Annotated in this window: 18 protein-coding genes and 3 other RNA genes; 12 read left to right on the top strand and 9 right to left on the bottom strand. The window is 64.7% G+C overall.

Features of this window, described 5'->3' with window-relative positions:
- The first annotated feature begins 19 nt into the window (after positions 1–19).
- The 9 genes from ACCQ06_RS08045 to ACCQ06_RS08005 all read left to right on the top strand — a co-directional run bounded on the left by ACCQ06_RS08045 (position 20) and on the right by ACCQ06_RS08005 (position 7951).
- Complete coding sequence (locus tag ACCQ06_RS08045; protein WP_228324266.1) at positions 20–478, top strand: PTS sugar transporter subunit IIA; 459 nt, start codon at positions 20–22, stop codon at positions 476–478.
- A complete protein-coding gene (gene hprK, locus ACCQ06_RS08040) occupies positions 475–1425 on the top strand; it encodes an HPr(Ser) kinase/phosphatase (protein WP_005993219.1) in 951 nt (316 codons plus the stop codon). Before ACCQ06_RS08045 ends, hprK begins: the two co-directional genes overlap by 4 nt.
- On the top strand, positions 1422–2294 hold the full coding sequence (gene rapZ / locus ACCQ06_RS08035) for an RNase adapter RapZ (RefSeq protein ID WP_170068500.1): 873 nt from the start codon (positions 1422–1424) through the stop codon (positions 2292–2294). The genes hprK and rapZ overlap by 4 nt, the downstream gene beginning before the upstream one ends.
- Positions 2295–2786: 492 nt before the next feature.
- Positions 2787–3179 carry a PTS sugar transporter subunit IIA gene (locus ACCQ06_RS08030; protein WP_104614508.1) on the top strand — a complete coding sequence of 131 codons (393 nt, stop codon included), beginning with the start codon at positions 2787–2789 and terminating at the stop codon, positions 3177–3179.
- Positions 3172–3441, top strand: a complete 270-nt coding sequence (locus ACCQ06_RS08025; RefSeq protein WP_104614507.1) for an HPr family phosphocarrier protein — start codon at positions 3172–3174, stop codon at positions 3439–3441. Before ACCQ06_RS08030 ends, ACCQ06_RS08025 begins: the two co-directional genes overlap by 8 nt.
- Before the next feature lie 58 nt (positions 3442–3499).
- Positions 3500–5230, top strand: a complete 1731-nt coding sequence (gene ptsP, locus ACCQ06_RS08020) for a phosphoenolpyruvate--protein phosphotransferase (RefSeq protein WP_316691642.1) — start codon at positions 3500–3502, stop codon at positions 5228–5230.
- Between the two features lie 77 nt (positions 5231–5307).
- Positions 5308–5382: non-coding RNA, sX9 sRNA (locus ACCQ06_RS08015), on the top strand.
- 270 nt (positions 5383–5652) lie between these two features.
- Positions 5653–7014, top strand: coding sequence for a magnesium transporter (mgtE, locus tag ACCQ06_RS08010; RefSeq protein ID WP_005993208.1), 1362 nt, complete (start codon positions 5653–5655; stop codon positions 7012–7014).
- Positions 7015–7111: 97 nt separating this feature from the next.
- Positions 7112–7951 (top strand): carboxylesterase family protein, encoded by an 840-nt coding sequence (locus tag ACCQ06_RS08005; protein ID WP_170068499.1) that lies wholly within the window; start codon positions 7112–7114, stop codon positions 7949–7951.
- A 166-nt stretch (positions 7952–8117) separates the two neighbouring features.
- On the opposite strand, the gene cydB is transcribed toward ACCQ06_RS08005, so the two are convergent.
- From cydB to ACCQ06_RS07965, 8 genes are all read right to left on the bottom strand, one after another.
- Positions 8118–9134, bottom strand: a complete 1017-nt coding sequence (gene cydB, locus ACCQ06_RS08000) for a cytochrome d ubiquinol oxidase subunit II (protein WP_316691641.1) — start codon at positions 9132–9134, stop codon at positions 8118–8120.
- The gene (locus tag ACCQ06_RS07995) at positions 9134–10531 is read right to left on the bottom strand and encodes a cytochrome ubiquinol oxidase subunit I (RefSeq protein ID WP_104614596.1); all 1398 of its coding nucleotides are present in this window, start codon (positions 10529–10531) and stop codon (positions 9134–9136) included. Before ACCQ06_RS07995 ends, cydB begins: the two co-directional genes overlap by 1 nt.
- 275 nt (positions 10532–10806) lie before the next feature.
- Positions 10807–10882, bottom strand: a non-coding RNA gene (locus ACCQ06_RS07990) — sX9 sRNA.
- Between the two features lie 150 nt (positions 10883–11032).
- Complete coding sequence (locus tag ACCQ06_RS07985; protein ID WP_316691640.1) at positions 11033–12262, bottom strand: membrane dipeptidase; 1230 nt, start codon at positions 12260–12262, stop codon at positions 11033–11035.
- A gap of 411 nt (positions 12263–12673) precedes the next feature.
- A complete protein-coding gene (locus tag ACCQ06_RS07980) occupies positions 12674–14053 on the bottom strand; it encodes an amino acid permease (RefSeq protein WP_316691639.1) in 1380 nt (459 codons plus the stop codon).
- A gap of 534 nt (positions 14054–14587) precedes the next feature.
- On the bottom strand, positions 14588–15649 hold the full coding sequence (locus ACCQ06_RS07975; RefSeq protein ID WP_104614502.1) for a pectate lyase family protein: 1062 nt from the start codon (positions 15647–15649) through the stop codon (positions 14588–14590).
- Between the two features lie 848 nt (positions 15650–16497).
- Positions 16498–17439, bottom strand: coding sequence for a proline iminopeptidase-family hydrolase (locus ACCQ06_RS07970; protein WP_104614501.1), 942 nt, complete (start codon positions 17437–17439; stop codon positions 16498–16500).
- 406 nt (positions 17440–17845) lie between these two features.
- Positions 17846–18610 (bottom strand): LuxR family transcriptional regulator, encoded by a 765-nt coding sequence (locus ACCQ06_RS07965; protein ID WP_104614500.1) that lies wholly within the window; start codon positions 18608–18610, stop codon positions 17846–17848.
- A 189-nt stretch (positions 18611–18799) separates the two neighbouring features.
- On the opposite strand from ACCQ06_RS07965, the gene ACCQ06_RS07960 reads away from it, so the two are divergent.
- The 3 genes from ACCQ06_RS07960 to ACCQ06_RS07950 all read left to right on the top strand — a co-directional run bounded on the left by ACCQ06_RS07960 (position 18800) and on the right by ACCQ06_RS07950 (position 22249).
- The gene (locus ACCQ06_RS07960; protein ID WP_316691638.1) at positions 18800–20182 is read left to right on the top strand and encodes an APC family permease; all 1383 of its coding nucleotides are present in this window, start codon (positions 18800–18802) and stop codon (positions 20180–20182) included.
- A gap of 445 nt (positions 20183–20627) precedes the next feature.
- Positions 20628–22025, top strand: a complete 1398-nt coding sequence (locus ACCQ06_RS07955) for a trypsin-like serine peptidase (protein WP_228324261.1) — start codon at positions 20628–20630, stop codon at positions 22023–22025.
- A 148-nt stretch (positions 22026–22173) separates the two neighbouring features.
- A non-coding RNA gene (locus ACCQ06_RS07950) (sX9 sRNA) lies at positions 22174–22249 on the top strand.
- Positions 22250–22322: 73 nt separating this feature from the next.
- On the opposite strand, the gene ACCQ06_RS07945 is transcribed toward ACCQ06_RS07950, so the two are convergent.
- Entirely contained in the window at positions 22323–22967 is a 645-nt protein-coding gene (locus tag ACCQ06_RS07945; RefSeq protein ID WP_316691637.1) for a hypothetical protein, read from the bottom strand.
- Positions 22968–23486: the final 519 nt, after the last annotated feature.

Below are 23486 nucleotides of genomic sequence, written 5' to 3'. Positions count from 1 at the left end.
CTTCCCGCTTGATGCCCTCATGCCTTTAACCGATCTGATGGCGGCCGTGCGCACCGTGGTGTCGCCGGCCGCCGATCGCGACACCGTACTGCACACCGCCGCCGAGTTGCTGTCCTGCCGACAGGCCGGTGCCGACGAGCTCTACGCCAACCTGTGCGAGCGCGAGGCACTGGGCAGTACCGCCATCGGCCATGGCATCGCCATTCCGCATGGACGCTGCCCCAATCTGACCGAACCCCGCGGCGCGCTGCTGCGGCTGGATGCGCCGGTTGCGTTCGGCAGCGATGAGCCGGTGGACCTGGTGTTCGCCATGGCGGTGCCTGCGCACTACACCCACCAACACCTGATGCTGTTGTCGGAACTGGCCGAGCGCTTCTCCGACGCGCAGTTCCGTCAGAAGCTGCGCGCCGCGCCCGATGCCGACGCGCTGATGGCCCTGCTCACCGATGCGCCTCCACCACAGGCCAGCGCGGCATGAATACCAGCATCACCGCACGCGAATTGTTCGACCAGCAACGCGACAAGCTGGCGCTGCGCTGGGTCGCCGGGCAGAAAGGCGAGCACCGCGAGATCCAGGCAGGTAGCAACAACGCCCGCCGCCCGTCGCTGGCCGGCTATCTCAATGTGATCTATCCCAACAAGGTGCAGATCCTGGGCACCGAAGAGCTGGCCTGGCTGGATTCGCTGGACGCGCGGCAGCGCTGGGAGACCATCGAAAAGATCATCCAGGTGCAGCCGCTGGCACTGGCGATCAGCAAGAACCAGTCCTGCCCGGAAGATCTGCGTGCGGCGGCCGACGAATCGAATACCCCGCTGTGGATCTCGCCCAAGCGCGGCCATGAGCTGCTCAACCACCTCTCCTACCACCTGGCGCGCACGCTGGCGCCGCGGGTCACGCTGCATGGCGTGTTCATGGAGATCTATTCGATCGGCGTGCTGATCACCGGCGAAGCCGGCTCGGGCAAGAGCGAGCTGGCGCTGGAACTGCTCAGCCGTGGTCACCGCCTGGTGGCCGATGACGCGCCGGAATTCACCCAGATCGCCCCCGACGTGCTGGACGGCACCTGCCCCGAACTGCTGCAGGACCTGCTGGAAGTGCGCGGCTTGGGCGTGTTGAACGTGCGCGACATGTTCGGCGACACCGCGGTGAAGAAGAACAAGTACCTGCGCCTGATCGTGCACCTGACCCGGCCGATGACCGAGCCCACGCCGTCCGGCTACGAGCGCCTGACCGGCGATTCCGGCAGCCGCCACGTGCTGGATCTGGATGTGCCGCTGATTACCCTGCCGGTGATGCCGGGCCGCAACCTGGCCGTGCTGACAGAGGCCGCCACCCGGCTGCATATCCTGCGCACCAAGGGCATCGACCCGGCGGCGATGTTCATCGCCCGCCACAGCAACCTGCTGGAGCGACGCACGCCATGAGTACCGCGCCCTCCACGTTGATGATCGTGAGCGGGCTGTCCGGCTCGGGCAAATCGGTCGCATTGAAGACCTTCGAAGACCTGGATTACTACTGCTCGGACAATCTGCCGGTGGAGCTGCTGCCGGACTTCGTCAAGAGCCGCCTGCGCGGCAACCCGATCGGCGACCAGCGGCTGGCGGTCGGCATCGACGTGCGCAGCCGCAGCGACCTGACCCAGCTGGCGCAATGGCGCCAGGCCGCGCAGGAATACGGCATCGAGGCACGCCTGCTGTTTTTCGAAGCCAGCGATGAAGCGCTGATCAAACGCTATGCCGACACCCGCCGCCGTCATCCGCTGAGCCATCTCGGCCTGGCGTTGCCGGAGGCGATCACCCGCGAGCGGCAGTTGACCGAACCGCTACGCGCGCAGGCCGACGCCATCATCGATACCAGCACGCTCAACGTGCATCAGTTACGTCGCCGCGTGGTCACCGAGTTTGCGCTCGGCTCCAACGACCGCCTGTCGCTGCTGTTCGAATCGTTCGCCTACAAGCGCGGCGTGCCGGCCGAAGCCGACTTCGTGTTCGATGCGCGCGTGCTGCCCAACCCGCACTGGGACCCGGAGCTGCGCCCGCTCACCGGCCGCGATGCCGGCGTACGCAACTATCTGGACAACGAGGCGGACGTGCAGCGCTACAGCGCGCAGATCGTGGACCTGCTCGACACCTGGCTGCCGCGGCTGCGCAACGACACCCGCAGCTACGTGACCATCGCCTTCGGCTGCACCGGCGGCAAGCATCGCTCGGTGTACATGGCCGAACGCATGGCGCGGCATGCGCGCGAACAGGGCTGGCCGGAGGTGGCGACGTTTCATCGCGAGCAGGACTGATTGGGGCCGGGATTTGGAATTCGGGATTGGGGATTCGTCAAAGCGATCAAGCGCTGTCCTGAGTGCTGTGACGAATTTGACTGAACTGGATTGGAAGGTTTCTTTTGCGGGTTGACGCGTTGCCTACGCGTCGTTGGCGTGGATCGCGGGACTGGATGTAGCTGGCGCGCTTTGTCGCGGCTTCCTTAGTCTTTACGCGGTATTGCGGATTGCAGGTGCTTCGACACTCGCGTGCGCTTCGAAAAGCCTGCAAACCTGCACCGCATCTGGACGTGCACTGCTCCGCAAAGTGCCAACTGCAGCGCTCGCTTACTGTGCGTTCGGCAGCGACCCGATGCGGGTCACGGATCATTGGTCATACCCGCCGCAACGCGCTGGTTGCGCGCCGCGCACGCGCTCTGTTGTCGTGGTCCTAAACGGCTATTCAGTTCGCAACGCATCGGTGCGGGTAAACGCTATCGCGCGGTCACGCTGACCTGTTAACGTTTCGGCATGGCCTGTGGCATTCTCCTCATTACTCATCCCGGCATCGGCGCAGCGTTGTTGAACGTGGCGACGGGGCTGTTGCGGCATTTGCCGCTGAAGACCGAAGCATTCGATGTGCCGTTCGATGCAGACCTGGGCGCGTTGTTGCCCCAGGCCTCGGCGGCGATGCGTCGGGTCGACAGCGGCGACGGCGTGCTGGTCATGACCGACCTGTATGGCGCAAGCCCCAGCAATCTCGCCAGCCGGTTGGCCACGCTGGGCACGCCGGTTCGCCGGGTGTCCGCGCTCAGCCTGCCGATGCTGCTGCGGGTGATGAATTACCCCGAACAAGGTTTGCAGGAGCTGCCCGCCACCGCGGCGGCCGGTACCCGCAACGGAGCGATCATCGACGATGCTTGAACGCGAACTCATTGTGTCCAACCGACTCGGACTGCATGCGCGGGCAACCGCCAAGCTGGTGCAGACGTTGTCGTCCTATCGCAGCAACGCCACGCTGGCGGCCAAGGGCCGCGAGGTGAACGCCAAGAGCATCATGGGCGTGATGTTGCTGGCCGCCGGCCAAGGCACCAGCGTGATGGTGCGCCTGGATGGCGAAGACGAAGCGCAGGCCTTGCAGGCGCTGGTGGAGTTGTTCGAGCGTCGTTTCGACGAGGACAGCTGAGCATGCGTCGCGTCGGTGCCGTTGCGACCGACACGGCGCCACTGCGCCAGGCACACGCATGAGTCTGCGCCTGCGCGGACATGGCGCCTCGCGCGGCAATGCGCTCGGGCGCGCGCGCGTACGCCAGAGCCACACGCTGGAAGTGGCCGAGCAACGCGTGCCCGCCAACCAGGTGGAAACGCAGTTGCAGCGCCTGCACACCGCCATCGAGGCAGCACGTGTCGAAATGCAGGAACTGCGCGACCGCCTGCATGGCGCGCTGGCGCGCGAAGTCGGCGAATTTTTGGAACTGCATGCGCTGCTGCTGGACGACCCGGAATTGCTGCAAGGACTCGATGAGCTGATCCGCACCCACCGCTACAGCGCCGACTACGCGCTGCGCGTGCAGCGCGACCGGCTGGCGGCCGTGTTCGATGGCATGGAAGACGCCTATCTCAAGAGCCGCATGGACGATCTGGATCACGTGATCGGCCGCATCCATGCGTTCTTGCACAAGCGTGCGCCCGACCTCAAGGGCGTGGCCGGCGAGATCCTGGTCTGCGACAACGTGGCGCCGTCCGAACTGGCGCAGCTGCAGGCGCAAGGCGTGGTCGGCATTGTCACTACCGCCGGCAGCACGCTGTCGCATAGCGCGATCCTGGCGCGCAGCCTGCATCTGCCACTGGTGGTGGGAGTCAGCGATGCGGTGCAGCGGATCGACGATGGCGACGTGCTGATCGTCGATGCCGGCTCCGGCCAGGTCATCGTCGACCCCACGCCCGACCATCTGCGCGACTACCGCGAGCGTTTACGCACGCTGGCCAAGGAGCAGCGCGAACTCGGCCGGCTGCGCTCCAAGCCCACGCGCACCCGCGACAACGTCGATATCACCCTGCTGGCCAACGCCGAGTCGCTGGAAGACGTCGCGCGCGCGCATGCGCTGGGCGCCAGCGGCCTGGGCCTGTACCGCACCGAATTCCTGTTCCTGCAGCGTAACGAGCTGCCCGACGAAGACGAGCAGTTCCACACCTACCGCGACACCGTGCTGGGCATGAGCGGCCGCCCGGTGACTATTCGCACGCTGGATCTGGGCGCCGACAAGGCCGACCGCACCGGCCTGACCTTGAGCGACGAAGACAACCCGGCCCTGGGCCTGCGTGGCGTGCGCCTGTCGCTGGCCCGCCCTGCGGTGGCGCAGGCGCAGTTGCGCGCGATCCTGCGCGCCTCCGGCTACGGCCCGGTGCGCATTCTGGTGCCGATGGTCAGCGGCCGCGAAGAAATCCAGTTGGTGCGCAAACAGCTGAAAAAGCTCGCCGCGCAGCTGCGCGACGAAGGCCACGAGATTGCCGAGCACATTCCGCTGGGCGCGATGATCGAAGTGCCTGCCGCGGCGCTGGCGCTGGATTGCTTTATCGACGACATCGACTTCCTGTCGATCGGCACCAACGACCTGGTGCAGTACCTGCTGGCGGTGGATCGCAACAACGAGGCGCTGGGCGAGTTGTATTCGCCATTGCATCCGGCGGTGTTGCGGCTGATTGCGCAGGTGATCGCCACCGGGCGGGCATACGGCAAGCCGGTGGCGGTGTGCGGCGAGATTGCCGGCGACCCGCGGTTCGTACCGATGTTGCTGGCGTTGGGGCTCACCGAATTCAGCCTGCACCCGGCCACCTTGCTGGAAGTGCGCCGCGCGGTACGCGACATCCACCTGGGCGAGCTGCGCGTGCATGGCGACAAGTTGTTGCGCGCACGCGACCGCAAGGGCATCGAGAAGTGGCTGGCCTGCAATGCGCAGGCCGTGTTGCGTTAGCGCCACAGGCGACTGAGAGCAGCCAACAAAACGACTGTGTTCACCGCCATGCGTGCGCAGCCGGTGCTCGGTGCGGCATGTACCACACGGACATCCGGTTCCTCCGCGCAGCCCGCACCCAGCTGACGACTGCTCGCTACGTGTTGTTAGCCGATCTGATCGCCTCTGCCCTGCGCGCATCGCGACACGCAGAGTCGGCCATTTCATAGCCACTTGCGCACGCCGCACGTCGTTGGCCCGATGCGGCAAGCGCCGGCGCAATGCGCTCACCCTTTCAGGGCGCATCCTGCATCGCTTCGGCAATCCGCATGCGGATCGCCAAACCGCTGTATGTTTCGTCACCATGCGCAAGCGATAATGCCGTGCTGATCCAGCACCGCGTCTTCCACTGACGGCGCGTCCACTCTTCCGGGGAGCCGCGCATGGCCGAAGCCGTCCGCCACGACAAGACCGCGCGCCAGCTACGATTGCTGTCCGACGCGCTGGATAGCGGACGCTTGGGGCCGGTACGCCGGCTGGTCAACACGCTGGCGCCGGCGGAGATCGGCAACCTGCTCGAATCGCTGCCGCCCGGCAAGCGCGAAGTGGTGTGGGGGCTGGTCGACCCGGAAGACGATGGCGAAGTGCTGCTGCATGTCGGCGACGAAGTGCGCGAGAGCCTGCTGGCCGACATGGATACCGACGAAATCGTCGCCGCGGTCGAAGACCTGGACATCGACGATCTGGCCAATCTGGTCGAAGACCTGCCCGACACCGTCATCGACGAAGTGCTCAAGTCGATGGACCGCGAGAACCGCGAGCGGCTGGAGCAAGTGCTGTCGTATCCGGAAGACACCGCCGGCCGCCTGATGAACCCGGACGTGGTGACGGTGCGCGCCGACGTCAATGTCGATGTGGTGCTGCGCTATCTGCGCCTGCGCGGCGAGCTGCCCGATCACACCGATCACCTGTATGTGGTGAGCCGACGTCATCAGTACCTGGGTCGCGTGTCGCTGGCCGCGCTGGTCACGCATGAGGACAGCACGCCGGTCAATCGCTTGATCGACGACGAGCAACCGGCGATCGATGTGGGCGATGGCTCGGACGAGGTGGCGCGGCGCTTCTCCGATCACGACTGGATCTCCGCGCCGGTGGTGGACGACAACAACATCCTGCTCGGCCGCATCACCATCGATGACGTGGTGGACATCATCCGCGAGCAGGCCGAGCACCAGGCCATGAGCGCGGCCGGTCTGGACGAAGACGAGGACATGTTCAGCCCGGCGCGGCGTGCATTCCGTCGCCGGCTGATCTGGCTGGGCATCAATCTGTGCACCGCTTTTCTGGCCTCCAGCGTGGTCAGCCGCTTCGAAGGCACCATCGAAAAACTGGTGGCGCTTGCGGCATTGATGCCGATCGTGGCCGGCATGGGCGGCAACGCCGGCACCCAGGTACTGGCGCTGATGGTGCGCGGCCTGGCGCTGGGGCAGATCGGCTCGTCCAACGTGATGACCCTGCTCAAGAAAGAGCTCACGGTCGCGCTGATCAACGGCCTGTGTCTGGGCGTGGGGCTTGGGCTGATCGTGCTGGCCTGGTTCGGCCAGCCGATGCTGTCGCTGGTGATCGGCACGGCGCTGACCTTGAACATGCTCACCGCTGCCTTCGGTGGCGTGCTGGTGCCGGTGACGCTCAAACGGCTGGGCTTCGATCCGGCGCTGGCCGGCGGCGTGATCCTGACCACGCTGACCGACGTGATGGGCTTCTTGAGCTTCCTGGGCCTGGCCACGTTGATCCTGATGCCGTGAGCGCGTGCGCCTGACCGCGTGCACGCGCAACCGAAAATGGTGGAGCACATGACGCATCCACGTTGCTCGCCGCAACGCGACGTGCCAGCGCCCCTGCATGCGGCGATACTGCAGCTTGGTGATCGATGGGGAGTGCTGCGTGATTGCTCGTTGCGTCTTACTTGGAATTCTTGCGCTGGTGCTCGCCGGTTGCTCCAGCATGGCTGAGCGCAAACATGATGGGCGGCGCGGCCACTTCGTCGCCCGCACCCTGCAGCTGGAAGGCCGGCTATACCGCTATCAGGTGTTCGTGCCGGCCGCCAAGGCGCCGCAGCCACGGCCGATCGTGTTGTTTCTGCACGGCTCCGGCGAGCGCGGCGACAACGGACGCGACCAGGCCGAAGTCGGCGTCGGGCCTTACCTGAGCGAACACACCGCCGACTTCCCGGCACTGGTGGTGTTGCCGCAGGTACCCGACGACGAGGAATGGCTGGGCATCAATGCGCGCATGGCGATCGCCGCGCTGGATGCGGCCAGCGCCGAGTTCGCTGCCGACCCGCAACGCACCTACCTCACCGGCATCTCGATGGGCGGCTATGGCGCGTGGGAAATCGGGCTGATGCAGCCGCAGCGATTCGCCGCGATCGTACCGGTCTGCGGCGCGCTCAAGGCGCCACGCGACGAGCGCCGCACGCTGTACGTCAGCCTGGTGGCCAAGGAGGCCGACCCCTACACGGCAGCGGTCACCCAGCTCAAGCACGTGCCGATCTGGACATTCCACGGCGCCAAGGACACCTCCGTGCCACCGCACGACGACCGCGCGTTGTACCGCGCGGCAAAAGGCGTGGGCGCCAACCTGCGCTACAGCGAATATCCCGAAGGCAACCACAACGTCTGGGACGTGACCTACGCGGACCCGGCGATGTGGGAGTGGATGTTCAAGCAACGTCTGCGCTGAGCGTGTTGCAGTTGGCCGCAGTGGACGCGCGCTCAGGCGCGCGGAGATTGCTGCAGTGAAGGCGAAGGCCGGCCGTGATCGTGCCGGCGCCTACCTGGCGCTAGCGCGCGTTGCGCCTGCCAAGCGAGTTCGACCTACGCAGCAGTCGAAGACCTGACCGCCGCCATCAATGGTGGTAGCCGGTTTCCGCGGTGATCTTGCCGCGGAACACCCGGTACGACCACACCGTGTAGCCCAGCACCAGCGGCAGCAACATCACCAGCCCCACCATCGCAAACAGCTGCGAGGATGGCGGCGCAGCAGCCTGCCAGATGGTATAGACCGGCGGCACCAGATACGGCCACATGCCCAGCACCAGGCCCAGGAAGCCGAGGACGAACAAGCCCATCGCCAGCAGGAACGGCGGCGTATCCGGCCGCCCCGGTTCGGTGGCGCGCCACAGCGCATAGCCCACCACGGCAACCAGCACCGGTACCGGCATCAGCCACAGGTAATGCGCCTCGTTGAACCAGCGGTCCATCACATGCGATTGCAACGACGGCAGCCACGCGCTGACCAGGCCGATGAAAACCAGCACGCTCAGGGTCAATGGCCGGCTCAACTGACGCGCCAGCGCGTGCACGTGACCTTCGGTCTTGAGGATCAGCCAGGTGCTGCCGAGCAGCGCATAACCGAACACCAAGGCCGCGCCGGTCAGCATCGCGAACGGGCTGAACCAGCCCCAGATCCCGCCCACATAGCGGTCGTTCTCGATCGGCAGGCCCTGCACCAGCGCGCCCAGGATCACGCCCTGCGCGAAGGTGGCCAGGATCGAGCCGGCAGCAAACGCATTGCTCCACAACCGCCGCGAACGCTGCGCCTTGAAGCGAAACTCGAACGCCACGCCGCGGAACACCAGCGCCATCACCATCAGCAACACCGGCAGATACAGCGCCGACAGAATCACCGCGTAGGCCTTGGGAAACGCCGCCAGCAGCCCTGCCCCGCCCAGCACCAGCCAGGTTTCGTTGCCGTCCCAGATCGGAGCGGCGGTGTTCATCATCAGATCCAGCTGCGCCTCGTCCTTGCGAAACGGCGCCAGGATGCCGATGCCGAGCACGAAGCCGTCCAGCACCACGTACATCAACACCCCGAAGCCGATCACCGCGAACCATGCCACCGGCAACACTGTTGTCATGTCCATCATGCGGCTCCATCGATCGGTTCGTCCGCGGCCGAGAGCGGCCGTGCGGGGGTGTGTTCGCCATGGTCCAACTGCGGCGCATCGTGCGGGGTCGGCCCGATCTTGCCGATCTTGACCAGGTACCAGATGCCCCAGCCGAACACGAACGCATAGCCGGCCACATACACCGACAACGAGATGGCGGTCATCAGCGTCGACTGCGGGCCCACTGCGTCGGCTGTGCGCAGCAGCCCATAGACCACGTACGGCTGCCGGCCGATTTCAGTGACGAACCAGCCGGAAATCAGCGCAATGAAGCCGCTTGGCAGCATCCAGCGCCAGGTCGCCAGCAACCAGCGCCACTGCACCAGCGTGCCGCGCCACAGCGCGAATGCCGACACCCAGGCCACCAGCAACATCAACGAACCGATCCCCACCATGATGCGGAAGGCGAAGAACACCGGCGTCACCGGCGGGCGGTCGCGTGCCGGCACCGAGGTCAGCGGCGCGATGTTGCCGTCCAGGCGGTGGGTCAGGATCAGGCTGCCCAGGCGCGGAATCGCCAGCTCGTAATCGTTGCGCTCGGCCTGCGCATTGGGCACGGCAAACACCACCAGCGGGAATCCCTTGCCTGGTTCTTCGGCATGCCAGTGCGCTTCCATCGCCGCGATCTTCATCGGCTGATGCTTGAGCGTATTCAAACCATGCATGTCGCCGACAAAGATCTGCAGCGGCACGGTGATGGCCGCAAACACCACCGCCAGCTTGAGCATGCGCAGGCCGGCCTCGCGGTGCACGCCGCGATGCAGATACCACGCACCCACCGCGCCCACCACAAAACAGGTGGTGATGAACGAGCCCAGCGCCATGTGCGCAAGCCGATACGGAAACGAGGGATTGAAGATGATCTTCAACCAGTCCACCGGATGCACGATGCCGTCGATCACCTCGTAGCCGGCCGGCGTCTGCAACCAGCTGTTGGACGAGAGAATCCAGAACGTGGAAAACAGCGTGCCCAGCGCCACCATGCAGGTGGCAAAAAAGTGCAGGCGCTCGGAAATGCGCCCCCAGCCGAACATCATCACGCCCAGAAAACTGGCTTCGAGGAAGAACGCGGTGAGCACTTCGTAGCTCAGCAACGGCCCGATCACCCCGCCCGCAATGCGGCTCAGTTCCGGCCAGTTGGCACCGAACTGGAAGGCCATCACGATGCCGCTGACCACACCCATGCCGAACGACACGGCAAAGATTTTTTGCCAGAAGAAGTACAGCTCGCGCCAGACCGGCAGACGGGTGCGCAACCAACGCCATTCCAGAAACGCCAGCAAGCTGGAAAGCCCGATGGTGAAGGCGGGAAACAGCACGTGGAAGGCGATGACGAATCCGAACTGGATACGCGACAGCAGCAGGGCGTCCATGGAGAGTGCTCCAGGAAAAGGTGGGAAGCGTCGGCGCACATGCAGCAAATCGATCGCCGAGACACATTGCGGTGGTCGATCGCGACGTCTACGCGACACCCTCATGGTATGGACGGATGCACCCGTTCCCGATGCGACATGGCGTCGCATCTGCGGCAGTGTGTCGCAGCTGCCAGGCAAAAACGGCGCACCGGTGCGCATGCGGCTAGGCCCTGATCAGTGCGGCCCGTTCAGACGATGCGCGCACGTCGAACCGATTGCCGTGCCCTTAGATCGGCGAACAAAACGTAGCGAGCAGTCGTCAGGTGGGTGCGGGCGGCGCGGGGGAACCGGTGTGTACGAAGGGTAAAGGCCGCACCGAGCGCCGGCCGCGCTTGCCTGACGGTGAGCACAGGCGTTTTGTTAGCTGCTCTTGGTCGTCCGGCTCCCTGCCGACACCGGCACCGTTGAGCCGATTACAGCGCATTGCCCTCCCATGCCGTCGCCGCATCACCCAGGCCGCTATGGCCGCACCTGCTCCCAGACGCGCAGGAAATTGCCGCTATAGACATCGACGATACGCTGGACAGGCCAGCCTGCATCGAGCATTGCCTGGGTGAGCCGGGGCAGATCCGCGCCGCTGCGCATGCCAGTCGGCAGGCTGGAGATGCCGCCATCGAAATCGCTTCCGAAACTCAGATGCTTCCACGGATCTTCGACGATTCCCATGCCGGCGATCAGCCGGGCAAAGGCTTCGTAGTAGCCGATGACGAAGGCCAGATCGGCATCCATATTCGGGGTGCCGTCGGCCAGATACGCATGTTGCAGAAAGTACGGCGCCAGAATGACGCTGATGCAGCCACCGGTCTGCACGATGGCGCGGATCGCCGCATCGTCGAAGCCGCGCTCGAGATGACGCGATGGCCGCGTTTCGGTGCCACGGGTAATGCTGCGCGATGCGGCGTGCGAGGCCATGACCGGCACGTTGCGCTGCACGCAGATCTCGCACGCGTCGATCACCCCCTGGCTCGAGGTATGCGACAGATCCACCAGCAGTCCGACCGCGATGCAACGCTCCACGACCTGCCGACCGAATTGCGTCAGCCCCGCCCCTTCGATCGTGCGCCACGGATTGAGCGTGGCATAACCGGCCTGCGAGATGTCGGTATGGCTGAAATGGTTGAGTGTCAGGTAGGCGGCCCCTTCCTCGGCGGCGGTGCCCAGACGCTCCAGTCGCAACGCCTGGCTGCGACTGCCGCGTGGACCGAGCATATGCGCCCCCTCCAACGACAGGATCGCGCAACACAGACCTTCGGCCCGAATCGCACGCAGCTCGGCGGCGCTACGTGCCAACCGCATGCGTCCCCGGCTCGCTTCTACCATCGCCTCGACATAGCGCCGATGATCCACCCAGTTTTTCCAGGGATCGAAGAACGGCACGGCAATGAGGTTTTCCCAGAGCGCATGGGCACTGAAACAGGCACCGCCATAACCGCCCGCGAGAAAGTCCGGGCCGCTCACATGATGCATCAGCGGTTGATTGCGACCTCTCGGCGAGGTCTTGTTCATCAGCCAGAGGATCAACGAGCGTCGATGCGCCTTCCAGTCGCCTTTCCAAAAATCGTAACCGCCCAACCGCGACAGATACAGCGAATCCAGATGCGTGTCGACCGGATAGGCAAGCGCATGCACGGCCTCCAGCGTCTGCGCAACAGTCAGGTCTGCAGACTCCTGGGATGACACCGCACTCATGGACGCTCCGGCAATGACCCTGAAACACGCACGACTCACCGCGCCCTATGATCGTTGGATCATAAAAGATGGCATCCGGAAAACGCGCTGAAAGCGCTGGATTCGACTGCATAAAACCTAATGGAACGGTTCCGGCAAGTCCATGGCCGCAGCGCTTTTTTGAGAGCGCATCCACAAGGCGACGTCGTGCTCATTGGCGTCGATGGGCAGCCGACCCTCTGCCTGGCGTCATCTGACCGCAGGATGCGCGCTTGTCATGGCATTGCCGTCGGCAACCGCAAGTGCGTGCAGCGACGGGATCGAGCCGGCGGCATGACGTTGCCGCCGATACCCGCCTGCAGGTCGATGAACTGCAGGCGTCGACAGTTTGCCGATACAAACCGATGCGTCGGTTCTACGCACCCGGCACGATTACGCCGCGGCGCGTACCCGGCGTGCCAGTTCGCTGATCAACGCGATGCCGGCAGTGAGCCCCACCATCGACAGGAATTGCGCGCGGGTGTCGGCCGAGGACGCCAGCAGCACGAAGATCACCGCCAGGATCGCCAACGCCAGCAGCGTCAGCACCGGATACCCACGCATACGGAACGGCAAGGCGATACCGGCACGGTCCGCACGCGCACGCAGGATCAACTGCGACACCAGCGAGATGGTCCACACCAGCAGGCAGGTGGCGCCCACGATATTGAGCAGCATCGGCAGCACCTTGCCCGGATACAGCAATTCCAGCACCGCCGCGGCAAAACCGAACAGCACGCTGGCGATCACCGCGACCAGCGGCACTTGCTGGCGGCTGGTGTTGCCCAGCCAGCGCGGCGCCTCACCGCGCCGGGCCAGCGAGAAGATCATGCGCGAGGCGCCGTAGAGATTGGCGTTGAGCGCCGACAACAGCGCCACCACCGCCACCAGCGTGATGCCTGTAGCCGCGCCGGGAATCCGCGCCACCTCCAGAACAGCGGCGAACGGCGAACTCAGCGCGGCGCTGGTCCACGGCACCACCGCCACGATCACGCTGATCGAGCCGATATAGAACACCAGGATGCGCCAGGCCACGGTGCGGATGGTGCGCGCCAGGCTGCGCCCGGGGTCGGCGGTTTCGGCCGCCGCCACCGCCACGATCTCGGTGCCGCCGAAGGCGAACACCACTACCAGTAATGCTGTGCCCACTCCGGCCAGGCCCTTGGGGGCGAACCCGCCGTGCTGGGTGAAATTGGACAGCCCCGGCGACGCCACGCCCGGCAGCAGGCCGGCCAGCAACGCGCAGCCGATCAAAAGGAAGATCACGATGGCGATCACCTTGAGGATGGCGAACCAGAATTCGAATTCGCCAAAATTACGCACGCCCAGCAGGTTGATCACGGTGAAGCTGGCCATGAAGATCGACGCCAGCATCGGTACCGGCAATGCCGGCCAGACGGTGGCCAACAGGCTGGCCGCGCCCACCGCCTCGGCGGCGATCACCACCACGATCTGCAGCCACCACAGCCAGCCCACGGTGGCGCCGGCGGTCGGACCCATCGCATCGGCCGCGTACACCGAGAAGGCGCCGCTGGCAGGCTTGGCCGCGGCCATCTCGCCGAGCGCGTTCATCACGATGATCACCAGCGCGCCGGCAATCAGGTAGGACACCAGCACGGCCGGGCCGGCTGCATGGATGCCCACCCCCGAGCCCAGGAACAACCCGGCGCCGATCGCCGTACCCAGGCCCATCATCATCAATTGCCGCGGTTTCAAGGCATGGCGCAATGCAGGCGCAGCGGTCTCAGCAACAGGATCGGTCGGAAGCGACATGGACGGGATCGGGAAGGTGGTAACGCGACACGATACCGCGTCGTGACGCCGACCGCGCCTCTTGACGAAGACGTCCAGGCCAGGCTGAAGCTGCGGCCGCGCTGTCGACAGCCGGCACTCCCAACCGAAGCGATTGCCCAAGGCCATGCCGGTGCGCGACGCGCGCGCGTCGTGCTGCAGTGCACACTGGCCGCAGGAGCAACGCCGACGGCGGTACTGGCATTGCCAAGGCGACGCGACGCGCTGATCGGTCGGACGACACGGCTGCAACGCGGCGACCTTGCCGAGCGTGCGCGCTCATCGAAGGCGGCCTGTGCACACTGTGATCTCGTACCGCGATAACTCGTCTGCGGCGCCATCCCACCAATCGTGTGGCGATACGCGGTCGTCATCGCCCTTCCCTCCTCCCGACGGCATGTCGCTGCGGCGCGCGGCTACGTCAGACACGTGCAGAAAGCGTTGCCTGCAACAGCGCTGCACATAAAAAATCCCCGGCATAGCCGGGGATCGGTGGATGCAACGCTACGCCGACGCTTACTCGGCCAGATTCTTGCCTGCACCTGCGGTGGCGATCACCTTGGCCTTGACCTGCGCGGCCGGCGTGACGGTGTAGATATAGCCCAGCGGCTCCGGGAACACCTTGGAGCTGACCCAGTTGGTGGCATTGGCGTAGGGCTTGCTGCCATCCGGCGTGCCCCAGGTGATGCCGCTGCCGACGTAGTTGTTGATCAGGTCCCAGTAGCCGATCTCGCTGCTGTCGCGCGAGGTCACCGGGTTCTTGATGTTCTCGAAGTAGTTGGACTCGATCTTGGCCACGCCGCCCATGCGCACGTTGATGCCGGAGGTGCTGACGTTGTTGAAGTAGTTGTTATAGACGTGGCTCAGCCCGCGACGCTGCAACGGCACGCGCGAGTCCACGTTCTCGAAGCGGTTGTGGTGGTAGGTGGTGCGGGCGGCCGAGTTCTTGGTGTCGCTGTCGCTATAGCCGTTGAGCGCGACCTTTTGATAGTTGTAGACATAGTTGTAGGACACGGTGACGTGATTCACGCCCTTCTTCATGTCGATGCCGCCATCGAACGAGGCATCGCCGGCGCCGGAGCATTTGGTCAACGAGGCGAACACGGTGTTGTGGTCGACCCAGATCCTGGACGGTTCGCCAGTGGAATTGCCTTCCAGCGAAATCGAATCGGCATCTTCGCCGCCTTGCAGCAGGCCGATGGTCATGTTCTGGATGATCACGTTATGCGCGTCGCCCACCACGCGCACACCGAAGTTGGCCGCCGAGCCGTTGGCACCCTTGATGGTGACATCGCTCTTGTTCTTGATCTGCACGGTCTTGGCCGGCAGCTTCCACTGCGCGCAGACGTCCTTGATGGTGCCGAAGTCGAACTTGCCGGTGTAGTTGAGCACCAGCCCGCCAGTGCCGGAATAACTGTCGATCGCAGCCTGCATCGCTTCGAAGGTGGCCACGTTGATAGGTGTCTTGTTGCCGCCGCCGGTGGTGGCAGCGCCGTAGCCAACCGGGCCGGCGATGGCGCTTGCAGCGCAGGTGGACAGTGCGAGCGCGAGTGCGCCCTGGAGCATCTTGCTGGTCATGCAGCCTCTCCCAAAGAAGTCGATAGGCGATGCGCGACGTCTGCGTGATGGCAAGGACGTCGGCAAAGCAGTGCGTGGGGGCCGCATTCTTCGCGCGATTTAAAACATAAAACAATTATCCATCTTTGAAACTTTGACGCACCACGGTGTTCTCCTTGCGGGACATGCAAAAGAGACAGCAGGAGACACGCAGGACAGGACACTGCCGTGCGTGCAAATTGATACGTGATTGACGAGGTCCGGTTGCGTGCGAGAGTCGCTGCGTCAGCGTTGACTGCTGCACGGTTGCGCTGCTGCAACGCGTTGATTCAATCTGTCGTTGCAGTGCGATGCCGCGCACCGCACCTCGATGCTGTGCAGTGCGGCAGAGAGAGACGTCCCCGCAGCATCGATGCATCGCACCTGTCTTGTAGCGCTGAAGTGACGCGCACTTGCCGCAGATACACCTCGCTGCTGCAAGTGCTGATGACATGCCTGCGCAAGCTGCGCAGTGTCAGATCAGACGATGCTCATGGCGATAACGGCCTTACGCAGCCACGTGTTGCATGCAGTACGCACGACCGACAGCGCGTGGATTGCGACCGCTATGACGCCGCAGTGGGTGCGGAAACCCTGCTTGATGCCCAATTGCGCCACAGGCAACGTCTTGAACGATCAGGGTGACGCACATCGCCGACTCACGCAGCCGATGTGTGGTCGAGCGCTGGCGCGGTGTTTTCACGCGGCAGGACGCGAGCGCGATGCACTGCACCACGCTCGCGCGAGAATGCGCGGCTTGCACACCGGTCGACGCGCGACAGCGACAACGCGACGCAGCAGGCAAGCTACCCACCAGTAGCGCCACGCCTTTACACAGCGCGAGTGATCGATCCCGACAGATGCGCAAGCTCGCCGCCCGGCCACGGCGTGTGGTCCTCGAGAAAGTCGCCGACCAGACGCATGCAGGCAGCGCGTTCTTCCACGTGCGGCATATGGCTGGAATTGGCGAACACGTGCCACCGCGCATCCGGAATCAAGCGCGCGTACGGCTCGACGGTTTCCGGCGTGGCTTCGTCGTACTTGCCCGACAGCACCAACGTGGGCGCCATGATGCGGTGCAGCCGCTCGATGATGCTCCAGTTGCGCAGACTGCCCACCACGTGGAATTCGGTTGGGCCATTCATGGCGTGATACACGGTGGGGTCGGCATCGATGGCGGCGAAGGTGCGCGCCACCTCGTCCGGCCACGGCACCAGGCGGCACACATGCTGTGCGTAAAACACCTGGCTGGCCGCCCGATATTCCGGGTGATCCAGCGTGCCGGCCGCTTCGTGTTGGTCCAGCGCGCCCTGTATCTGCTCGGGCAGGCCAGCGCGCAGACGCAGTGCTGCCGCGCGCCACAAGCCCATCGACGCCGGCGAATTGGCGATCACCAACGCACGCAACCCGCTGGGCCGGCGCACCGCGTGCTCGGCGGCCAGCATCCCGCCCCACGACTGGCCCAGCAACGCGTATTGCGACAGGCCCAAGTGCTCGATCAGCGTCTGCAACTCGTCCAGAAACAGCCCGACCGTCCAGAACCCGGGATCCGCGTTGGGAAGATGGGTGGAGCGGCCATTGCCGAGCTGGTCGTAATGAATCACTGCACGGCCATTGCCGGCCAGGTCCTTGAAGCTGTCGACATAGTCGTGAGTGCAACCGGGCCCACCGTGCACCACCACCAGCGGGCAGGCATCGCTGCGCAGGTCGCCGCTGATGCGGTACCAGGTGCGATAGCCGCGGAATTGGACGTACCCCTCGGTGGACTGCATGACCTGCGCCTGTCTCGGCAATGATGAACGCCGAGCCTAGCGGGCAGCCGTGTCTGCGTTAACTGGCAAATCTCACAGGTTTGCAGCGGTTTCGGAGCCATCGCGTGGGTGGCTTGCGCGTTGGACACGCTACGGATAAACGCCTATGAAGTACCGACGATTGCGCAGACCAATCGCAAATTCGATGTTCAAGGTCGACGACTATCGACCACATCGCTGCAACTGCTGCGATGCGCAGCGTGACCAGGTCTTCAGCATCACGCACTGCGCCGCAGGCGCGTGCCCTGCTAGCAGTCGGTCGTCTTACCTCAGCCTGCGCAACACAGCGCTGGCCATTGGAAGCGTCGATCGCCAAGCATCGATGTGCGGTGTGCACTCAATGCCACAAGCAGCCACCGCAACGTACTCAAGGCTCCAGCAATCGGTAGTGCATCCCGCGCACCACCGCCTCGACACGATTGCGCGCGCCCAGTTTGCGCGCGGCCGAATTCAGATGCAGGTTGACCGTGGCGGTGGACCGATTGAGCGCGGCGGCGATGCTCTTGGCGGTCAGCCCCTTGGCCGAATACTGCAGGCATTCGCGCTCGCGCCGGGTCAGGGCGATGTGGTGGCAGCGTCGCTCCTGCGGGTCCAGCAGTTCCTGTGCGCGCGCCTGGAACACATGCGCAAGCAGCAAGAACGGAGCAAGCTGTGCTTCGGCCAGGCGCGGCGCTTCGGCGGCACTCGCATCGACCGCGCCACTGAACGTGGCAAACGCCCCGCCTGGCAGATGCAGCGGCACGGTGACACCGGTACCCATGCCGCTATCGCACAGATAGCGCGTCACCTGGCGGTGCTGCGCACCGACGTATTCCACCCCGGGCCGGTTGCCATCGGTGCGGTACGACCACACGAAGGGCGTGGTGCGTTGCGTGGCACGCTGCTGAACGGGGTCATGTTGGTAGTAACCGTGCTCGCACCAAACATGTTGCATATCGCCGGGCGCATTGCGCTGCATGAACACGCTCGGGGTAATCAGCGCGCCTTCCATGCTCAGCGGCACCGGCGCGTAGTCGTATACCAGCGACTGGAAGCCCAACACGCACACGTCGCCGAACACCCGATCCAGACAGGCGTTGAGCGTACGCAGTGCCTGCAGATCGCGGCCCAGGCTGGCCAGAGTGTCGAACATGGGGGTCCTTCGGAGCGGTTGACGCCTCTGCTGGATGACATCCAGCACGGAAAACCTAGCACTTTTACCAATGGATGGGCTTGCCGGCCACATTATCGTCACAATGCCGGTCACATAGCTGCAGGGCAGCATCGGCTTTCCGGACCGCGCGCCTGCGCTGAACCTGCCTTCCTTACAACGGACACTTGCATGACCGAGACACCACGCCGCGACGATGCGGCAGAGCTGCAACGCTTTGGCTACGCGCAGGAACTCAAGCGCCAGCTCACGCTGAAGGATCTGCTGATCTACGGCCTGGTGTTCATGGTGCCGACCGCGCCGTTCTCGATCTTCGGCGGGGTGTTCGACATCAGCGCGGGGATGGTGCCGCTGGTGTATCTGGTCGGCTTCGTGGCGATGCTGTTCACCGCCTTGAGCTATCAGCAGATGTCGCAGGTGTTTCCGGTGGCCGGCTCGGTGTATGCGTACGTCGGCCGTGGATTAAGCAGCGGCATGGGTTTTCTGGCCGGTTGGGCGATCCTGCTCGATTACCTGCTGGTACCCACCCTGCTCTACGTGGTTGGCGCCAATGCCATGCACAACGTGTTGCCGGCGGTGCCGCAGCCGGCATGGATCGCGTTCTTCGTGGTGCTCAATACCGTGGTCAATCTGCGCGGCATCGAAACGACGGCGCGGGCGAATCGGTTCTTCTTGTCTGCGCAGCTGGTGGTGCTGGCGGTGTTCGTGGTGCTGGCAACGCTGGCGATCCAGCGCGGCGTCAACGGTGCGCACTGGAACCTGCGCCCGTTCTACAACCCGCAGGCGTTTTCGCCGCAGCTGATCTTCAGCGCACTGTCGGTGGCGGTGGTGTCGTTTCTGGGCTTCGATGCGATCTCCACGCTGTCGGAAGAAGCGCGTGGCGGTAACCGCGTGGTAGGCCGCGCCACCTTGCTGGCCTTGGTGCTGGTGGCGGGCCTGTTTGTGCTGCAGACCTGGCTGGCCGCGTTGCTGCAACCGACGCTGCAGCGTTACCCAAGCGCGCAGGCATCCAACGATGCGTTCTTCGAGATCGGCCGGCTGATTGCCGGGCCGTGGTTGCAGATCGTCATCGCGTTGACGGTAGCCATCAGTGCGGCAATCGCCAATTCATTGGTGGCGCAAGCGGCAACCTCGCGGCTGTTGTTCGCCATGGCGCGCGACCGCCAGTTGCCGGCGTTTCTGCGCTACATCCATCCACACACGGGCGTGCCGCAGCGCGCCATCCTGCTGGTGGCGGCGTTGAGCATGGTGCTGGGCGAGGTATTCGTCGGCCAAATTGCGCTGCTGTCGTCGCTGTGCAACGTCGGCGCGCTGACCGCATTCGTACTGCTGCATCTCGCCGTGCTCTGGCACTTCCGCAACCAGGGCCGGATCGTGTTGCATGGCTTGGTGCCGCTGATCGGCATCGTGATCCTGGCCTATGTGTTGATCAACGCCGACCGGCATGCGCAGCTGGGCGGCAGCGCATGGATGGTGGTGGGGTTATGCGTGCTGGCGTTCCTGAAACTCAGTGGCCGCTCCATCGAGTTCCGCGCCAGCGACGCAGTGGAATAGCGCTTCGCGCACGGCGTTGAGCGCATGCACTGTGCGTCTGCCACCGTGCACTGCGTGCGCGCTGCAGTGCGCGCGTCTGCTGCAGCCATCACCGCCCGCTCGAACGCCACATGCCGTGCTGCATTCGTCGCGCGCGTATCTTGCGTCGACCTGTGGAGTCCCGTAGCCAGTCTCCCTAACGTGCTGCCCCAACAGCGCTGTGCACGCACGCGTGCACGTGCGCGTAAGTACATGCGCGCCGACGCTGCCATGTTCATCGCACATGCGACGCAACGCATCGATGTGCGCAAAAGCGATTGTATTTTTATTGATCGCCCATCTCTGAACGAGATTTTCAGCACATATTCAGTTGTAAACATTCGCTAGTCTCGTTCCGCGCCAACGATGGCGCCGCAGGGTGTGGCCCCCGCCGCAGCCTGCCGTTCCCTGACGAGAAGGACTACCCATGAATCGCAAGAATGCGTTGTACCTCGCGCTGCTCTCTGCTGTGTCCGGCGTTGCGCTGGCTGCGCCACCCACCGAGATGGATGCCGCACCGGTGAGCAGCGCGCCGCAGGCGGCCAAGCTCGGCGCGGCGACCTTGCAGTCGGCTAGCCTGCGCGGCGGCATCATGCCAACGCGCGTGGCGCAACTGGCTGCACCGAGCAGCAAGGAACTCGGCGCCGTGCGTGAGCGCCGCATTGCGCAGGTCAAGCATGGGCAGCCGCTGCAGATCGGCTTTTCGCGCGCGGTGGCGCAGCCGTTGGTCAACCTGGCCAAGCTCGATTGGCAGATGGCCGGCGACGGCTCACGTGTTGCGACCTTGAAGCTGGGCTCCGCGCAGGCGGCATCGTTGCGTGCGGCGTTGGTGCTGCGTGGCGCCGGCGCAAAACCGGGCGACCCGTCCAGGGTGACGCTGCGTTTTGCCGGCGACGACGGCCGCGTGTTCGAACAATCCGGCGCCAGCTTCGTCGGCACCGGCGATGCCATCGGCTGGTCACCGACAGTGAGCGGCGAAAACCTGCTGGTCGAGCTGTCGCTGCCGGCAGGCCTGTACCCGGAGAACTTCAGCCTCAGCGTTCCGCAGCTGTCGCATCTGGATATCAGCCCCACCGCCAGCCCGCGCGACATGATGACCATTGCCATCGGCGAGAGCGATTCCTGCCAGAACGACATCGTCTGCCGCGCCAATCCCACCGCCGGCTTCACCAGCGCCGCGAAGGCGGTGGCACGCATGGTGTTCACCACCAGCCAGGGCTCGTTCCTGTGCACGGGCACCCTGCTCAACAACACCAACACGCCCAAGCGCAATCTGTTCTGGACTGCGGCGCACTGCATCAGCACGCAGACGGTGGCCAATACCTTGCAGACGTACTGGTTCTACGACGCGGCTAGCTGCAATGGCAACACGGCCAGCGCGCAGGCGACCACGCTCAGCGGCGGCGCATTCCTGCGCCATGCCAATACCACGCGCGACACCGCGCTGCTGGAACTGAAGACCGCACCGCCGAGCGGCGCGTTCTATGCCGCCTGGAACAGCGCGGCGATCGGTGCCACCAGCACTTCGATCGTTGGCATCCATCACCCCGCAGGTGACGTCAAGAAATACTCGCTGGGCACGGTCAATGGCCTTAACACCTCCATCGACGGCAAGACGCCGCTGTACCGCGTGGTCTGGAACGATGGCGTCACCGAAGGCGGTTCGTCCGGCTCGGGGTTGTTCACCATCGCCAGTGGCGGTGCGTATCAACTGCGCGGCGGCCTGTATGGCGGCTATTCGTATTGCACGGCGCAGACCGATCCGGATTACTACTCGCGCTTCTCCGACGTGTATTCGTCGATCTCGACGTTCTTCGGGCAGTAAGCGTCCAGGCGTTATCGAGCAAGGCGTGGCAGGCGTTAGATCGCCTGCCACGCGTTTGCAGGACACGGGTTGGCGCGTTTCGACCTTGAGCGACCGATTGGTCTACTGCGCACCCGTCGGGCGGGCATGGCCGGTTCCCAACATTCTCATGGACCACTTGTAGACTCCGTTTCCTGAGCGCCGTCCACACGCGCCGGACGACTGATCGCCACGCTTTGTGAGCCGCTGCTGGACGCGAAGCAGTGCTCCGCACAGCCGCCTGCATGATCGATGTATGAGGCGTTTTGTCTGGCGCAGTTACGGCAACGCGGTGATGCGCTCACGCGATGGGTCGTTCCACAACTGTTGCTTGCTGAGATCGTTCAACAGCGTGGTCGCGCTGCTGTTGCCGGTGCGATGGGTGTACAGAATCCAGTTCGGCAGACCCGGGAAAGCACGGTTCGTTTCGATCGCGCGAGCGCCCTGAAAACGCATCAACCGGTACACCCAGAACGTATGCCAGCGACGGTCGCGGGTTGCAGCCGGGTTGGCGGTGATTACCGACAGCTGCAGCAACGCGCAAGCGCTACTGCGTGGCACGCGCCGGTAATCATCGGGTGTGGGTTCGTGCGTGGGCACACGCAAGGCGCGGTAGCGATCGCCCTGCGACACCACCACGGTGCGCCACGCATTGCCGCCGGCCAGACCAACGCCGCCACTGCCCAGGGTCACCACGTAATCCGGACGACGGTCGCCATTGAGATCCACGCGCTCCACGCCATGAAAACCAAGCAGCCCGCCACCCAATTCGACCGGTGGCAGCAGCAGGCGTCCGGCTGCATCCTGCACCTGCAACATCGGCGCTGCGCCGCGGTTGTCCATGGCGAGCACGGTATTTGCATCGCGGAAATGGGTCACGCCCTCCCACTGCACGCTGCCTTCTACGGCGGGTAGTGAGTCCACTTTGCACTCGGAGCCAACGGGCGGCCGCGACCAGGGCGGATACTGCGGATGCCAGGCCTGCGCCTGCGCCGACAACAGCAACGTCAGCACTGCGAGACGGCATGCGTAGCGACCGCGCTCACGCCGTCTCGTGTTGTTGCGCACATCCATAGCGGCGACGCTCTTGTTCCGATGATGCCGCACTATGCGGACTCGCCTGCATGGCGGCAAGCGTGTGCGGCGCTGCCAAGGCAGTGCGGGTGCCAGGCAGGATGACGCCGCGTCGCAGGACGTTGGGCCGACCTGCTTCGGAGACCGACTGGCCTCGCGGAGATGCCACCACGCACAATCCCCGGCAGTCCATGTGATCGTATGCTGCGGTGCCTGCGCTGCCTGCGCTGCCTGCGCTGCCTGCGCTGCCTGCGCAGCCATCGCTGCGGCGATGCGGCGATGCGGCGATGCGGCGCACACTGGTGCCACGCCAAGCGCAGCGTACGTCAAGCGAGCAAAGCGCATGGCAATCCTGCAGACTGCCAACAC

The organism is Xanthomonas sp. NCPPB 4467, from assembly GCF_041475665.2.
Taxonomy (GTDB): Bacteria; Pseudomonadota; Gammaproteobacteria; order Xanthomonadales; family Xanthomonadaceae; genus Xanthomonas; species Xanthomonas dyei.
The sequence above is the reverse complement of the archived record's forward strand: the minus strand, read 5'-3'. Positions and strand labels throughout refer to the sequence as shown.

Excerpts from the sequence above, each read along its gene's own strand:
- ACCQ06_RS08045 (WP_228324266.1), top strand. The coding sequence starts at position 20 with ATGCCTTTAACCGATCTGATGGCGGCCGTGCGCACCGTGGTGTCGCCG.
- hprK (WP_005993219.1), top strand. The coding sequence starts at position 475 with ATGAATACCAGCATCACCGCACGCGAATTGTTCGACCAGCAACGCGAC.
- rapZ (WP_170068500.1), top strand. The coding sequence starts at position 1,422 with ATGAGTACCGCGCCCTCCACGTTGATGATCGTGAGCGGGCTGTCCGGC.
- ACCQ06_RS08030 (WP_104614508.1), top strand. The coding sequence starts at position 2,787 with ATGGCCTGTGGCATTCTCCTCATTACTCATCCCGGCATCGGCGCAGCG.
- ACCQ06_RS08025 (WP_104614507.1), top strand. The coding sequence starts at position 3,172 with ATGCTTGAACGCGAACTCATTGTGTCCAACCGACTCGGACTGCATGCG.
- ptsP (WP_316691642.1), top strand. The coding sequence starts at position 3,500 with ATGAGTCTGCGCCTGCGCGGACATGGCGCCTCGCGCGGCAATGCGCTC.
- mgtE (WP_005993208.1), top strand. The coding sequence starts at position 5,653 with ATGGCCGAAGCCGTCCGCCACGACAAGACCGCGCGCCAGCTACGATTG.
- ACCQ06_RS08005 (WP_170068499.1), top strand. The coding sequence starts at position 7,112 with ATGCGGCGATACTGCAGCTTGGTGATCGATGGGGAGTGCTGCGTGATT.
- cydB (WP_316691641.1), bottom strand. The coding sequence starts at position 9,134 with ATGGACATGACAACAGTGTTGCCGGTGGCATGGTTCGCGGTGATCGGC.
- ACCQ06_RS07995 (WP_104614596.1), bottom strand. The coding sequence starts at position 10,531 with ATGGACGCCCTGCTGCTGTCGCGTATCCAGTTCGGATTCGTCATCGCC.
- ACCQ06_RS07985 (WP_316691640.1), bottom strand. The coding sequence starts at position 12,262 with ATGAGTGCGGTGTCATCCCAGGAGTCTGCAGACCTGACTGTTGCGCAG.
- ACCQ06_RS07980 (WP_316691639.1), bottom strand. The coding sequence starts at position 14,053 with ATGTCGCTTCCGACCGATCCTGTTGCTGAGACCGCTGCGCCTGCATTG.
- ACCQ06_RS07975 (WP_104614502.1), bottom strand. The coding sequence starts at position 15,649 with ATGACCAGCAAGATGCTCCAGGGCGCACTCGCGCTCGCACTGTCCACC.
- ACCQ06_RS07970 (WP_104614501.1), bottom strand. The coding sequence starts at position 17,439 with ATGCAGTCCACCGAGGGGTACGTCCAATTCCGCGGCTATCGCACCTGG.
- ACCQ06_RS07965 (WP_104614500.1), bottom strand. The coding sequence starts at position 18,610 with ATGTTCGACACTCTGGCCAGCCTGGGCCGCGATCTGCAGGCACTGCGT.
- ACCQ06_RS07960 (WP_316691638.1), top strand. The coding sequence starts at position 18,800 with ATGACCGAGACACCACGCCGCGACGATGCGGCAGAGCTGCAACGCTTT.
- ACCQ06_RS07955 (WP_228324261.1), top strand. The coding sequence starts at position 20,628 with ATGAATCGCAAGAATGCGTTGTACCTCGCGCTGCTCTCTGCTGTGTCC.